We start from the raw sequence: 12,818 nt of genomic DNA, 5'->3' as shown, positions 1-12,818 counted from the left end.
ATTTTGCGACCTCATCGTTCAACTGGTCTGTCCTGATGGGCGTTATAGGCGATTTTTTCTCTAGGCTGTTTTTTCGGTGTCAATATCTGAGCCTTGAAGGTAAAAACAGGTCAGAAGCTGACTCGGCATAACCATGCAATGAAAGTGCGATAACAAGGAAGAGTGGCATGACCTACAGCCAGACCCTGGCCAACAATATTCTCGACACCCTGAAGAAGACCCTGACCGACAAGGGGATCCGCTATCAGACCCTGGCAGAAGCCATGGGTGTCTCCATCGCGACCGTGAAACGGATGATGAACAAGCCCTCGCTGCCGTTCGATACCCTGCTGGAGATCTGCCATCTGGTGGGGCTCTCGTTCGAGGAGTTGCTGGATCGCACTCAGGACGCCCAGAGCCGCCGCGCCGTCTTTACCCAGGAGCAGGATGAGGCGTTTCACAACGAGCCGGGGCTCTACGCCTTTCTCGCCAATATCTTCTGGCGCGACAAGACGCTGATCGATCTCAAGCGGGAGTACGGCCTGACCGATGCCTCCTGCTACCTCTATCTGCGCAAGCTGGAGAAGCTCGGCATTTTGCAGCTCGGTATCGACAACAGTTACCACTTCCTGATCAGCGAGCGGATCAGCTTCGAGCAGCACAGCCGCTTCGCCCGTCAGCAGGCGCGGCAGGCGATGTCAGTGCTGGGGGAGTATCTGGTGGAGAACATGCACAAGTCGAACAACTATATGGCGCTCTGTCAGCTGCACCTCAACGAGGGGGAGGCGATGGCGCTGATCGACCGGATGAAGGAGTACTGGCATCAGGAGATCAAGCTCAACCGCCCCGCTATCGGTCAGCAGGAGCATGCCAAGACCTACACCATGTCGCTGCAACTGGCAGACTGCGGCTACCAGAGCTTTGACGACATGATCCCCAATATCGACAACTGATCCCGGCGGATCCTGCGGGATCCGTGTCTGCTCGTGAGTCTGAGAGTGGTTACTCTGCCAGTTGCATGGGCTGCGCTTTGGCAATGATGGGTTGCAGCGCCCGGGTATTGAGGCCGATGCGGATCGCCACTGTGCTCGGCAGTGCTCTGGATATTTTCCCTAATCGGCGACCCGTGTTTGTTGCAGCTTGCCTGCGATCGGCTGCAATGCTCGCGTATCCAAACAAATGCGGATCGCATCCGGCCGCCAGTGCTCGATATCGCAATCCACCAGACCGCCTCGCTCGTCGTAGTTGACCCGCACCAGCCGTAGCACCGCGCTCCCCTCCGCCAGATTGAGGGCGCGGGCGATGGCACCGCGCGCCGCCGAGGGGGTGATCTCGAGACTCGCCCCACCCTGGCCTATGCCATAGCGCTGCTGATAGAGCTCGGTGAGGGAGCTGGCCAGCGGCGCGCTGGCGATATCGGGAAAGCGGCTCGCCAGCAGGTGATGGCTGACATGAAGCACAGGGCGGCCGTCGATCAGCCGCTGGCGGCGGATCTCATAAAGTGGAGTGAAGGGTTCCAGCCCCATCCAGCGGCACAGCTCGCTGCTGGCAAGCTCGCTGCCGTGGGCCAGCACCCGGGTTTCGGCGGTGCGTTGCTGCTCGCCAATCCACTGGTGAAAGTGGGTGTGGATGGCGGGATCGTAGGTGAGGCGGGGTGGCGCCACAAACCAGCCGCGCCGCTCGGCCCGGTAGATAAGGCCGTCCGCTTCGAGGCTGGAGAGCGCCTCCTTGATGGTGATGCGGGTGGTGGCGAAACGCTCGCTCAGGGCCCGTTCGGCGGGCAGCTGCTGCCCGGCCCCCAACTGGCCGCTGCCGATATAGCGGCGCAGAGTATGGCAAATCTGTTCGCACTTGGAGGAGGAGCGGCCATCGGCCATGCTCTGTTCGTTCACTCTCTGCTCGCTCAATCTCGGCTCGGTCACACTCTTGTCCCTGTTGCTTATTCAGAAGGCGGATGACTGGAGTAGTCCAGCCTCACTCGGGTTCAGAGTTGTAACTGCTGTGGATGACAGCGCCATGACAGGGTGATTGTCATCAAACTGCCATTAAAGCGCCCCGCCACCGTCACAATTCCCCTCTAGCATCCCTCTCGAACCTTAACTGACCTAGTCCAGAGGGATGGGATGATGAAAAGCGTGATCGCAAGTGCACTGGCCATGGTGGCCATCAGCCAACCACTTTTTGCAGCTGAAAATATCGCGGATCTCGAAAAGGCCGCCCGTGGCGAAGGCCAGCTCCACAGCATCGGCATGCCCGACAGCTGGGCCAACTGGAAGGATACCTGGCAGCAGCTGGGCAGCATCTACGGCATCAAGCATCAGGATACCGACATGAGCTCTGCGCAGGAGATCGCCAAGTTCGCCGCCGAGAAGGCCAACGCCACCGCCGATATCGGTGACGTGGGCGGCGCCTTCGGTCCGGTTGCGGTCAAGCAGGGTGTTACCCAGCCCTACAAACCCTCCACCTGGGCTGATATTCCCAACTGGGCCAAGGACGCCGACGGTCACTGGATGCTGGCCTATACCGGCACCATCGCCTTCCTGATCAACAAGGATCTGGTCAAGGCCGCCCCCACCAGCTGGCAGTCCCTGCTGGGTGGCGACTACAAGGTGACCCTGGGTGATGTGGGCGTAGCCTCCCAGGCCAACAACGGCGTGCTGGCGGCGGCCTATGCCACCGGCGGCAGCGAGAAGAACCTCAAGCCCGCGCTGGAGCTGTTCGGCCAGCTGGCCAAGCAGGGTCGTCTCTCCCTGAACGATCCGACCATCGCCAACATCGAGAAGGGTGAGGTGGAAGTGGGTGTGCTGTGGGACTTCAACGCCCTCAACTACCGCGACCAGATCGACCCCAAGAAGTTTGATGTGGTGATCCCGAGTGACGGCTCCGTCATCGCCGGTTACACCACCATCATCAACAAGTGGGCCAAGAACCCCAACGCCGCCAAGCTGGCCCGTGAATACATCCTCTCCGATGCCGGTCAAATCAACCTGGCCCGCGGCTACGCCCGCCCGATCCGCAGCAACGTGACTTTGCCGGATGATGTGAAGGCCAAGCTGCTGCCAGCCGAGCAGTACGCCAATGCCAAGCCGGTGCAGGATCACGCCGCCTGGGAGCAGAGCTCCAAAGCCCTGCCGCGCCAGTGGCAAGAAACCGTCATGATCAACATGCAGTAAGGGAATCCAGTGCAACACAAGGTGATAGTGGTACTTGTGGATGGTCTGGCAGCCGAGGTAGCCCACACCATGGGCTACCTCGGTGGCATGGTGGAGGCGGGGCGGGGCCTGCATACGACCCTGAATGCGGCCCTGCCGTCTCTCTCCCGACCCCTCTACGAGTGCATCCTGACCGGCGTGCCGCCGGTGGTGAGCGGCATCACCCACAACGGGGTGAGTCGCCTCAGTCTGCATGACTCCATCTTCCATCTGGCCCGCGCCGCGGGCAAACGCACCGCAGCGGCGGCCTATTACTGGGTGAGCGAACTCTACAACCGCAGCCCCTGGCTGGCTGCCCGTGATCGCTTTACTCATGACGAGCAGTTGCCGATCCAGCACGGCTGCTTCTACTGGGATGACAACTATCCCGACAGCCATCTGCTGATGGATGGGGAATGGCTGCGAACCCAATACGATCCCGATTTTCTGCTGATCCATCCGATGGGGGTGGACGATGCAGGCCACAAGTTTGGCCTCGATTCCCGCCAGTACCGCAATCAGGCGCGCCGCATGGACAGCCTGCTGGCCGATCTGCTGCCCCAGTGGCTGGCAGAGGGGTATCAGGTGGTGATCACCTCGGATCACGGTATGAACAACGACCTGAGCCACGGCGGCACCCTGCCCGAGGAGCGCACCGTGCCGCTCTGGCTGTTTGGCGATGCCTTTATCGAACGCTGGCCGGATGGGGTAGTGATCGCACAGAACCAGCTCTGCGCCCTGATGGCCGATCTGCTGGGGGTTTCCCACGACAAGCCGGCAGCGCCACCGCTGCTCAAGGCCGCCTTTATGCGCGAGGTGCACTGATGATGCCTGCCACCACCGAGATCCTCGTGGATCAACCCGTGGCCACCAAGCACAGGGTGCGCCGCCACTGGCTGCCCGCACTGGTATTGCTGCCGTTTATCCTCTTGATGATCCTGTTCCAGCTCGCCCCCATGGTGTGGGTGCTGGTGGGCAGCTTTCAGACCCCAGATGGCTGGGGCCTCGACTACTACCGGGAGATTTTGAGCTCCCCCTTCTACCTGCAATCGTTCGGCAACTCATTGCGCATCGCCGGTATCGCCAGTCTGGCGGGGCTTGCCATCGGCACCTTCGGGGCGGCGGCACTGCGTCACAGCGGTGAGCGGGTCAAGCGGCTGCTGCTGGCCTTCGTCACCATGACCGGCAACTTCAGCGGGGTGCCGCTGGCATTCGCCTTTATCATCATTCTCGGCATCAATGGTGCGGTGACCCTGCTGCTGAAATCCTGGGGATTGATCGACGGCTTCAACCTCTACTCGGGGTCGGGCCTTATTCTCATCTACACCTACTTCCAGATCCCGCTCGCCCTGCTGTTGCTCTACCCGGCCTTCGATGCGCTGCAGGATGAGTGGCCGCAAGCGGCCGCGCTGCTGGGGGCGAGCAAGGGGCAGTATGTATGGCACGTGGCGCTGCCGGTGCTGACGCCTGCGCTGCTCGGCACCCTGATCATCCTGTTTGCCAACGCGGTGGGGGCCTATGCCTCTGCCTACGCCCTCACCACCGGCAACTTCAATCTGGTGACCATCCGGGTGGCCAGTCTGGTCTCCGGAGATATCTTCCTCGAGCCCAATATGGCGGCGGCGCTGGCGGTGATCCTGATGGTGCTGCTGGGGGTGGTGACGGCCGCCAACCAGTGGCTGCTGAAAAAGAGCTATGTGAACAAGGGGCAATCCCATGCATGATTTGACGCCGCGCTGGCCCAAGTGGGTGCTGGGTGGGCTGGTTGCCACCCTGCTGCTGCCGCTGTTGGCCACCTTTCTCTACTCCATCTCCACCCGCTGGGGGGCGACCCTGCTGCCGGATGGCTTCACCCTCGACTGGTATCTCAAGCTGTGGGGCGATCCGCGCTTTCTGGCGGCGTTTGGTCGCAGCCTCCTGGTCTGCTTCGCCACCCTGCTGCTGGGCACCCTGGTGCTGGTACCGACCGTGCTGGTGGTGGCCTACTACTTCCCAAAGCTGGATCCCTGGATGAACCTGTTGATCCTGCTCCCCTTCGCGGTGCCACCTGTGGTCTCCTCGGTGGGGCTGTTGCAGATCTACGCCGACGGCCCGCTGCCAATTATTGGCACGCCGTGGATCCTGATCGGTACCTGGTTCACCGTGGTGCTCCCCTTTATGTATCGGGCGCTGGCCAACAGCCTGCAAGGGGTACCGCTCAGGGATTTGATGGATGCCGCCCATCTGCTGGGGGCAAGTAGTCGGCGCGCCTTCCTGCTGGTGGTGATCCCCTGCCTGCGCAAGGGATTGCTGGCGGCGCTGTTTCTCTCGCTCTCTTTCCTGCTCGGCGAGTTCGTGTTTGCCAACATGCTGGTGGGCACCCGTTACGAGACCCTGCAGGTCTACCTCTACAACATGCGCGCCACCTCGGGCCACTTCACCAGTGCGCTGGTGATGAGCTACTTCCTGCTGACCCTGCTGCTCACCTGGGCGGCCAACAGATTTCATCGGTGATCCAAGATGTTTCATTTAGAAGTCAATCAGTTGCATAAATCCTACGGCGATACGCCGGTGTTCGAGGGGATCGAATTCGGCATCCGCAAGGGGGAGCTGGTGACCCTGCTCGGCCCCTCCGGCTGCGGCAAATCCACCCTGCTGCGGGCGCTGGCGGGGCTCACTCCGGTGGATGGCGGTCAGGTGCGGGTGGCCGGTGAGGAGATCACCTGGCAGGCGCCCCAGAAGCGGGGCATCGGCATGGTGTTCCAGAGCTATGCGCTGTTCCCCAACATGACGGTGTGGGACAACGTCGCCTTCGGCCTCAAGATGAAACCCCAGCCGGGGCGGGAGCTGGCGGCCAGCGTGCAGGAGGCGATTGAGCTGGTGGAGCTGACCGGCTTCGAGCGCCGCTATCCGGCCGAGCTCTCCGGCGGTCAGCGCCAGCGGGTGGCACTGGCCCGGGCTTTGGTGGTGCAGCCGCGGATCCTGCTGCTGGACGAGCCGCTCTCGGCACTGGATGCCCGTATCCGTCGCAGCCTGCGCCAGCAGATCCGCGAGATCCAGCAGCGCCTCGAGCTCACCACCATCTTCGTGACCCACGATCAGGAGGAGGCGCTCACCATGTCGGATCGGATCTTCCTGATGAACAAGGGATCCATCGTCCAGAGCGGTACACCGGAGGAGATCTATACCCGTCCCGCCAGCGAGTTTGTGGCGGGCTTTATCGGCAACTACAACCTGCTTGGCGCCGAGCAGGGCAAGTCGCTGTTCGGCCCCCGTTTTCAGGGCAAGCTGGCGCTGCGGCCGGAGTCCATTACCCTGCTGCCCGCCGGGGCGACCAGCAGCGAACCCAGCCTGCCCGGCATCGTTCGCCAGCAACAGCTGCTCGGCAACGTCATCCGCTATCAGGTGGAGTGCGAGGCGGGGTTGTTGACGGTGGATTGCCTCAACCGTTCGGCTGGCGATCTGCTGGCCACCGGCAGTGCCGTGACCCTGGCGGTGGCCCGGGATCAACTCTGTGAGGTAGCATGAGGCCGCATTTCATTTCCATTTTCACTGCAAGGAGCCCTCATGGCACTGGCACTGTTTGATCTGGACGAGACCCTGATTGCCGGGGATTCCGCCAGCCTCTGGCTGGAGTACATGGTGGCCGAGGAGCTGGCGCCCGCCAGCATGATCGCCGAGGAGCAGGCCATGATGTCCCTCTACCATCAGGGCAAGATGGATATGCACCAGTACATGGCCTTCACCCTGCAACCGTTGGCGGGCAAGACGCGCCAGTGGCTCGACTCGCTCTGTGCCCGCTTTGCCGAGCAGGCGCTGCGCGAGCGCCTCTACCCCGAGGGGTTGGCGCGCATCGAATGGCATCGGGAGCGGGGCGACGATCTGGTGCTCATCTCCGCCTCCGGCGAGCATCTGGTGGCCCCCATGGCGAAGATGCTGGGGATGGATCACTGCGTCGCCATTTTGCTCGATGAGGAGGAGGGGATGCTGACCGGCCAGACCCGCGGCACCCTCAGCTTTCGCGAGGGCAAGGTGGCCCGCATAAACCAGCTGTTTGCAGGCAGGGACCACCTCTGGCAGGGGAGCTTTGGCTACAGCGACTCCCACAACGATCTGCCCATGCTGCGGGCGGTGAGCCATCCCCATGCGGTCAATCCTGCCCCCGCGCTGCGTCAGCAGGCCGAGGAGCTGGGCTGGCCGGTGTGGGAGTGGCAGCGCTGAGCCGCGCGCCACACAGGCTTAACGTGCGGCAAGAAGCACGAAAAACAAAGAGAGAGGCAGGAGCCTCTCTCTTTGTTTTTGCGGACAGCGTTGTGGATGAGGCTGGCCGCTGGGGCTACCCTTCGTTGGTTTGTTGTCGGGGCTCGCCAAAGGCGGGAATGTCCTCCTCGGCACTCTGGTGAGGGGCGTGGCGCAGCGGGAAGCAGATACGGTTTTTCCCCTCCCGCTTGGCCTGGTAGACCCCCTTGTCGGCCAGCTCCACCAGTTCTTTGGCCGAGAGCCCGGAGCGGCTGAAAGCCACCCCGCCGCTGATGGTGATGGTGAGATCGGGTTCGCGCCACTCCAGCTGCTCCACCCCGAGCCGGAACGCTTCCAGCAGGGAGGGGAGCATCGGCTGCTCTTCGCCGTAACGGAAGATCAGCACCAGCTCCTCGCCGCCATAGCGGCAGAACCAGCCCCACTCGTGGAACAGATTCATGCCCAGCTTGCTCACCCGCTTGAGCACCACATCCCCCGCCTGATGGCCGTGGGTATCGTTGACTCGCTTGAAATCATCCAGATCGAACATCACCACCCCGAAGGGAGCGCCACTGTTGAGCTGCTTCTGCAGGCACTCGTCGAAGAAGCGACGATTGTAGAGCCCGGTGAGCTTGTCCTGATTGGCTTGCAGCCGGATCTGGGCAAAGTCCTGGCTGGCGGCATCCATCTCTTCATAGACCTTGGCCAGCTCCAGCATGCGGCGGCCGTTGTAGGCGATACCGCCGGAGCGGCTGGCGCGGATCAGCAGGGTGATCTCCCCCAGCATGCGGCGGAAGTAACGGGACCAGAGCAGGGCCAGCAGCAGATAGAGAATGCAGGCGACGGCAATCATCAGCTGCACGTTGATGGAGACGCTGTCGATCACCTGTTGCATGCTGGCAGTCGGCTCGACGCTGAGCAGGATCCAGCGCTGCTCGGGGATGCGGTAGTAGGAGACCATCAGGCCGCTGGCATCATCGAGGAAAAAGCCCTGCGGCTGTTGCATCCGGGCCAGCCAGTCGGGGTGGGCGAGGGGTTTGAATACCCGTTCGCGATCCGGATGGGCCAGCACCAGCCCGTCATGGTTGAGCAGGAGCTGATAGCCATTACCCAGATGGTGACTCTGAGCATGCCGACTGTTTAGCCAGCTGGCGAGGGGGGTGAGCTGGGTATCCAGCGAGAGTACGCCAACCCGCTTGCCGTCAGGATCTTTAATTACCCGAGCCAGCGCCATGGTGAGAGTGCCCAAGGTGTAGTCGTAATAAGGATCAGTCCAGACAATCTGTCCGGGATGGCTGGCGGCCAGCAGATACCAGGGGCGGGTTCTGGGATCGAACTTCTCGTCGGCCTGCCAGGATGGGTGGATCAGCATCTTGCGATGCTCGGTGCCCACGTAGACGTAATCGAGCTCCATCACCTTGTGATAGGCCTGCCACTGTTGCAGGTAGCGCTCGCCGTTGCGGATCTCCGGACCGCTGAAATCCCGATAATTTACCTGCTGATAAATGAGCGTAAACTGGCGTTTGAGGGTCGCCAGATAGGGTTCTATCAGGGTATGGAAATACTGGGTGTTGCGAGCAATCAGATATTGTTGCTGCTCGTGGCGCAGGGTGCGCTCCATATGCAGGTAGTAGATGCTGCCGAGCAGCAACACAGGGATAAAGAGCAAGAGGAAGCCCAGCCGCATGCGGGTGATCAAAGACCAAGTGTTCTTGGGCTTGGCGGGGGACATGAACAGATCCTTTTCGTCTCGGGTGACACCAGCATATATGATGCTGTGCGGCTCGTCTAAAGGCAGAAAATGAGATGTTTCCGATGCTGAACCACACTCTGCTCTCAATGATTCATTATGGCAGCATAGCGGTGCTGATCCTTGCCCTCTGTGTCGAGTATCTGATCTTTCGGCGCGGCCTGAACATGCTGCGAGTGCGCCGCCTGCTGCTGGCAGATGGGGTGGCGGCGCTGGCGCTCTTCTCCATCTTTGCGACCGGGTGTCTGCTGGCCCTCGAGCATGCCAGCTCGGTGGCAGAGATCTTTGCCCATCCTTCCCACGGCCTCAAGATGGGGCTGTTTCTGCTGATTGTCGGCTCCCTCGTTTATCCCAGCCGCCTCTTCTATCGCTGGCGTCGCGCCCTGCGTCTGGGCAAGGCGCCGATGATCTCCATCCAGCAGCACTTCCGGGTGGTGTGGATCCTGCGGGGCAATCTGCTACTGATTGCCCTGTTGGCCGTGTTCACCAAGTCCTCGCTGCTGTAACACTCGCGGTGCTCAAAAGCAGTGCAAGGCAGAGCGTTGAGAGCGAGAGCGAAGACAAAGAGTGGAGACAAGAGGATAGGGAGGCGGGTATCTTGGATCAGATAACCCGTCACGCGCCGATTTAAGGAAGAATCGCCATGCGCTCCAATCTGATGTTGCTGATGGCTGCCACCATCTGGGGTATGGGCTTTGTCGCCCAGCGCCTCGGGATGGAGCACATGGGGCCCTATACCTTCAATGGCCTGCGCTTTCTGCTCGGCGCCCTCTCCCTGCTGCCGCTGCTCTGGTGGCTCAAATCCCGACAACCTGTTGCCGTCGCGGGTGACCATCGCCAGCTGCTGATCGGTGGTGTGCTGGCCGGGCTGGTGCTGTTCTGTGCCGCCTCCCTGCAGCAGGTGGGGCTGCTCTACACCACGGCCGCCAAGGCCGGTTTCATCACCGGGCTCTACATCATTCTGGTGCCGGTACTGGGGCTGCTGCTGCGCCACAAGAGCGGGCTCAATACCTGGATCGGCGCCATCATCGCGCTGGCCGGTCTCTATGTACTGAGCGTCACCGACGAGTTCACCATCGGCTTTGGCGATCTGTTGCAGGTGGTCGGCGCCCTGTTCTGGGCTGTGCATCTATTGCTGGTGGATCACTATTCCAACCGGGTTGCCCCCATCAAGCTGGCTGGAGTGCAGTTCGTGGTCTGCGGCCTGCTCAGCCTCGCCACCGCCTTTGTCATCGAAACCCCGACTGTGGCTGGCGCCGTGGCCGGTTGGCAGGCGCTGCTCTACGCCGGGCTGGTATCGGTCGGGGTGGGTTATACCCTGCAGGTGGTGGGGCAGCGGGGCGCCCATCCTGCCCATGCCGCCATCATCCTCAGTCTGGAGACCGTCTTTGCCGCCGTGGGTGGCGTGTTGCTGCTGGGGGAGACGCTGGACGAGCGCGCCATTGCCGGTTGCGCCCTGATGCTGGCAGGGATGCTCATCTCCCAGATCCGCTTGAGATGGTGGTGGAAATCGCGTCGGGACAAGGTGCCCGCGACCAAGTAAACCGCAGCCCGCTGCATAACAAAAACGCCCCGACTGTCGGGGCGTTTTGCATGATGGCGACTCAGATCAGGGGCGCTGATCCAGCTCGCGCTCCAGCTCTACCGCCTTTTGACGGGCTGGATGGGTATTGAGGCGCTGCCAGTAGGCTTGCAGATGCGGGAAGTGGGCCAGCTGATCGCTTTGCGCCAGCAGATCCACCAGGAAGGAGTTCATGATGTCGGCGCCGGAGAGGCGATCCCCCACCAGATAGTGGCGATTCGCCAGTACCTCGTTGAGGTAGCCCAGCACCTTGGCACACTCCGCCTTGGCGTAGTCCGGCAGGAAGCGCATCGGGCTGCCATCCTTGCGCACGAACATGTCGAGCAGCAGCGGCAGAATGCCGGAGCTCTCGGCAAAGTGGAGCCACTGCAGATATTCGGCATACTCCGAGCTGTCTGTGGCCGGCGCCAGCCGATCCGGGGCGTAGCGGGCAATCAGGTACTCGGTGATGGCGCCCGATTCCGCCAGCACCCGGCCGTCGAACTCGATGACCGGCGACTTGCCGAGGGGGTGGATGGCTTTTAGTTCGGGCGGTGCCAGAAAGGTGGTGGCATCGCGCTGATACGCCTTGATCTCATAGGGCAGGCCCAGCTCTTCGAGCAGCCAGATGATGCGCTGGGAGCGGGATTTGTTCAGGTGGTGCAGGACTATCATAACGACCTCGATTCGGTGGCAGGATGGGGTATACGAGCGGACGAGGGGGGCGGTTCACCGATGGCTAAAAAAGAGCGGGCTGATGCCCGCTCCCTCGATGACTGACTCAGGCCTCCAGCGCCTGATCCAGATCCGCCAATATGTCCTCGATCGCTTCGATCCCCACCGACAGCCGGATCATCTCGGGTTTCACGCCAGCCTTGGCCTGCTCCTCCTCGCTCAACTGGCGATGGGTGGTGGAGGCCGGGTGGCAGGCCAGCGACTTGGCGTCGCCGATATTGACCAGCCGCTTGAAGATCTTGAGCGCATCGTAGAAGCGCACGCCCGCCTCGTAGCCATCCTTCAGACCGAACGAGAGGATGGCCGAGGGGCGACCGGCCATGTACTTCTCTGCCAGCAGATAGTGGGGATGACCCGGCAGACCGGCATAGCTGACCCAGGCCACCTTGGGGTGATGCTTGAGGTGGTTGGCGACCCGCAGGGCGTTATCCACGTGGCGCTCCATGCGCAGGCTCAGGGTCTCCAGCCCCTGCAGCAGCAGGAAGGCGTTCATCGGCGCCAGCGCCGCGCCGGTATTGCGCAGCGGCACGGTACGCACCCGCCCGATAAAGGCAGCCGGGCCAAAGGCCTCGGTATAGACCACCCCGTGGTAGGAGGGCTCTGGTTTGGTCAGCTGGGGGAAGCGCTCGGCGTGATCCGCCCAGGGGAACCTGCCCGAGTCGACGATGACGCCACCCAGCGAGTTGCCGTGGCCGCCGACATATTTGGTCAGGCTGTGAACGACAATGTCGGCGCCATGTTCGATGGGCTTGCAGAGCACTGGGGTGGCGACCGTGTTGTCGACGATGAGCGGCACACCACGGGCGTGGGCGGCCTTGGCCAGCGCGGCCAGATCGACGATGTTGCCCGCCGGGTTGCCGATGCTCTCGCAGTAGACTGCCTTGGTCTTGTCGTCGATGAGGGCGGCGATGGCTTCGGCGCTGTCATCCTTGGCGAAGCGCACCTCGACCCCGAAACTCGGCAGCATGTGGGCGAACAAGGTATAGGTACCACCATAGAGCTGGGGCGTGGAGACGATGTTGTCACCGGCGGCGGTCAGCGCCTGAATGGCGTAGGTGATGGCGGCGGAACCTGCCGAGACCACCAGTGCGGCGATCCCCCCTTCCAGCGCGGCCATCCGCTGCTCCAGCACATCGTTGGTGGGGTTCATGATGCGGGTGTAGATGTTGCCCGGCACCGCCAGATTGAACAGATCCGCCCCGTGCTGGGCGCTCTCGAACTCGTAGGCCACCGTCTGGTAGATGGGCACGGCGACCGCCTTGGTGGTGGGGTCGCTGGAAAAGCCGTGGTGCAGGGCCAGGGTCGCATCTTTCATCACACACTCCTTGTTGGATGTTGCTTGTCGCAGTTATAGATGGATAGACGTCCAATCTATCAGGCCCGT

The 12,818-nt window shown here is 62.1% G+C and carries 13 protein-coding genes; 9 read left to right on the top strand and 4 right to left on the bottom strand.

Going from position 1 to position 12,818, the window contains the following annotated elements:
* Positions 1 to 167: 167 nt before the first annotated feature.
* A complete protein-coding gene (locus AB5Y85_RS19560) occupies positions 168 to 932 on the top strand; it encodes a helix-turn-helix transcriptional regulator (protein ID WP_005336490.1) in 765 nt (254 codons plus the stop codon).
* A gap of 159 nt (positions 933 to 1,091) precedes the next feature.
* Here the strand turns inward: AB5Y85_RS19560 and AB5Y85_RS19555 are convergent, their stop codons facing one another.
* Complete coding sequence (locus AB5Y85_RS19555; protein WP_368221997.1) at positions 1,092 to 1,901, bottom strand: UTRA domain-containing protein; 810 nt, start codon at positions 1,899 to 1,901, stop codon at positions 1,092 to 1,094.
* A 204-nt stretch (positions 1,902 to 2,105) separates the two neighbouring features.
* On the opposite strand from AB5Y85_RS19555, the gene AB5Y85_RS19550 reads away from it, so the two are divergent.
* The 6 genes from AB5Y85_RS19550 to AB5Y85_RS19525 are packed head-to-tail and all read left to right on the top strand — an operon-like array spanning position 2,106 to position 7,370.
* Positions 2,106 to 3,152 (top strand): ABC transporter substrate-binding protein, encoded by a 1,047-nt coding sequence (locus AB5Y85_RS19550; protein WP_204381692.1) that lies wholly within the window; start codon positions 2,106 to 2,108, stop codon positions 3,150 to 3,152.
* A gap of 9 nt (positions 3,153 to 3,161) precedes the next feature.
* Positions 3,162 to 3,995 carry an alkaline phosphatase family protein gene (locus AB5Y85_RS19545; RefSeq protein WP_257686492.1) on the top strand — a complete coding sequence of 278 codons (834 nt, stop codon included), beginning with the start codon at positions 3,162 to 3,164 and terminating at the stop codon, positions 3,993 to 3,995.
* Complete coding sequence (locus AB5Y85_RS19540; RefSeq protein ID WP_257686493.1) at positions 3,995 to 4,894, top strand: ABC transporter permease subunit; 900 nt, start codon at positions 3,995 to 3,997, stop codon at positions 4,892 to 4,894. Before AB5Y85_RS19545 ends, AB5Y85_RS19540 begins: the two co-directional genes overlap by 1 nt.
* Positions 4,887 to 5,663, top strand: a complete 777-nt coding sequence (locus tag AB5Y85_RS19535; protein ID WP_042053433.1) for an ABC transporter permease — start codon at positions 4,887 to 4,889, stop codon at positions 5,661 to 5,663. The genes AB5Y85_RS19540 and AB5Y85_RS19535 overlap by 8 nt, the downstream gene beginning before the upstream one ends.
* A 6-nt stretch (positions 5,664 to 5,669) precedes the next feature.
* On the top strand, positions 5,670 to 6,677 hold the full coding sequence (locus AB5Y85_RS19530; protein ID WP_257686494.1) for an ABC transporter ATP-binding protein: 1,008 nt from the start codon (positions 5,670 to 5,672) through the stop codon (positions 6,675 to 6,677).
* A 39-nt stretch (positions 6,678 to 6,716) separates the two neighbouring features.
* Positions 6,717 to 7,370, top strand: coding sequence for an HAD family phosphatase (locus AB5Y85_RS19525; RefSeq protein WP_257686495.1), 654 nt, complete (start codon positions 6,717 to 6,719; stop codon positions 7,368 to 7,370).
* A gap of 115 nt (positions 7,371 to 7,485) precedes the next feature.
* On the opposite strand, the gene AB5Y85_RS19520 is transcribed toward AB5Y85_RS19525, so the two are convergent.
* Complete coding sequence (locus tag AB5Y85_RS19520) at positions 7,486 to 9,120, bottom strand: sensor domain-containing diguanylate cyclase (RefSeq protein ID WP_257686496.1); 1,635 nt, start codon at positions 9,118 to 9,120, stop codon at positions 7,486 to 7,488.
* An 83-nt stretch (positions 9,121 to 9,203) separates the two neighbouring features.
* Here AB5Y85_RS19520 and AB5Y85_RS19515 point away from each other — a divergent pair, with 83 nt between their 5' ends.
* Positions 9,204 to 9,644 (top strand): DUF2214 family protein, encoded by a 441-nt coding sequence (locus tag AB5Y85_RS19515; RefSeq protein WP_047438803.1) that lies wholly within the window; start codon positions 9,204 to 9,206, stop codon positions 9,642 to 9,644.
* Between the two features lie 137 nt (positions 9,645 to 9,781).
* A complete protein-coding gene (locus tag AB5Y85_RS19510; RefSeq protein WP_257686497.1) occupies positions 9,782 to 10,681 on the top strand; it encodes a DMT family transporter in 900 nt (299 codons plus the stop codon).
* A gap of 66 nt (positions 10,682 to 10,747) precedes the next feature.
* Here AB5Y85_RS19510 and AB5Y85_RS19505 read toward each other — a convergent pair whose 3' ends face one another.
* Entirely contained in the window at positions 10,748 to 11,374 is a 627-nt protein-coding gene (locus AB5Y85_RS19505) for a glutathione S-transferase family protein (protein ID WP_257686498.1), read from the bottom strand.
* Between the two features lie 106 nt (positions 11,375 to 11,480).
* On the bottom strand, positions 11,481 to 12,749 hold the full coding sequence (locus AB5Y85_RS19500; RefSeq protein WP_100644860.1) for an O-acetylhomoserine aminocarboxypropyltransferase/cysteine synthase family protein: 1,269 nt from the start codon (positions 12,747 to 12,749) through the stop codon (positions 11,481 to 11,483).
* Positions 12,750 to 12,818: the final 69 nt, after the last annotated feature.

Source organism: Aeromonas sp. R3-1 (assembly GCF_040908345.1).
Taxonomy (GTDB): domain Bacteria; phylum Pseudomonadota; class Gammaproteobacteria; order Enterobacterales; family Aeromonadaceae; genus Aeromonas; species Aeromonas veronii.
This window is presented reverse-complemented; position numbering and strand designations above follow the sequence as displayed.

Coding starts and splice junctions, on each gene's coding strand:
- AB5Y85_RS19505 (WP_257686498.1), bottom strand. CDS start 11,374: ATGATAGTCCTGCACCACCTGAACAAATCCCGCTCCCAGCGCATCATC.
- AB5Y85_RS19530 (WP_257686494.1), top strand. CDS start 5,670: ATGTTTCATTTAGAAGTCAATCAGTTGCATAAATCCTACGGCGATACG.
- AB5Y85_RS19540 (WP_257686493.1), top strand. CDS start 3,995: ATGATGCCTGCCACCACCGAGATCCTCGTGGATCAACCCGTGGCCACC.
- AB5Y85_RS19510 (WP_257686497.1), top strand. CDS start 9,782: ATGCGCTCCAATCTGATGTTGCTGATGGCTGCCACCATCTGGGGTATG.
- AB5Y85_RS19520 (WP_257686496.1), bottom strand. CDS start 9,120: ATGTCCCCCGCCAAGCCCAAGAACACTTGGTCTTTGATCACCCGCATG.
- AB5Y85_RS19515 (WP_047438803.1), top strand. CDS start 9,204: ATGCTGAACCACACTCTGCTCTCAATGATTCATTATGGCAGCATAGCG.
- AB5Y85_RS19525 (WP_257686495.1), top strand. CDS start 6,717: ATGGCACTGGCACTGTTTGATCTGGACGAGACCCTGATTGCCGGGGAT.
- AB5Y85_RS19500 (WP_100644860.1), bottom strand. CDS start 12,749: ATGAAAGATGCGACCCTGGCCCTGCACCACGGCTTTTCCAGCGACCCC.
- AB5Y85_RS19550 (WP_204381692.1), top strand. CDS start 2,106: ATGAAAAGCGTGATCGCAAGTGCACTGGCCATGGTGGCCATCAGCCAA.
- AB5Y85_RS19535 (WP_042053433.1), top strand. CDS start 4,887: ATGCATGATTTGACGCCGCGCTGGCCCAAGTGGGTGCTGGGTGGGCTG.
- AB5Y85_RS19560 (WP_005336490.1), top strand. CDS start 168: ATGACCTACAGCCAGACCCTGGCCAACAATATTCTCGACACCCTGAAG.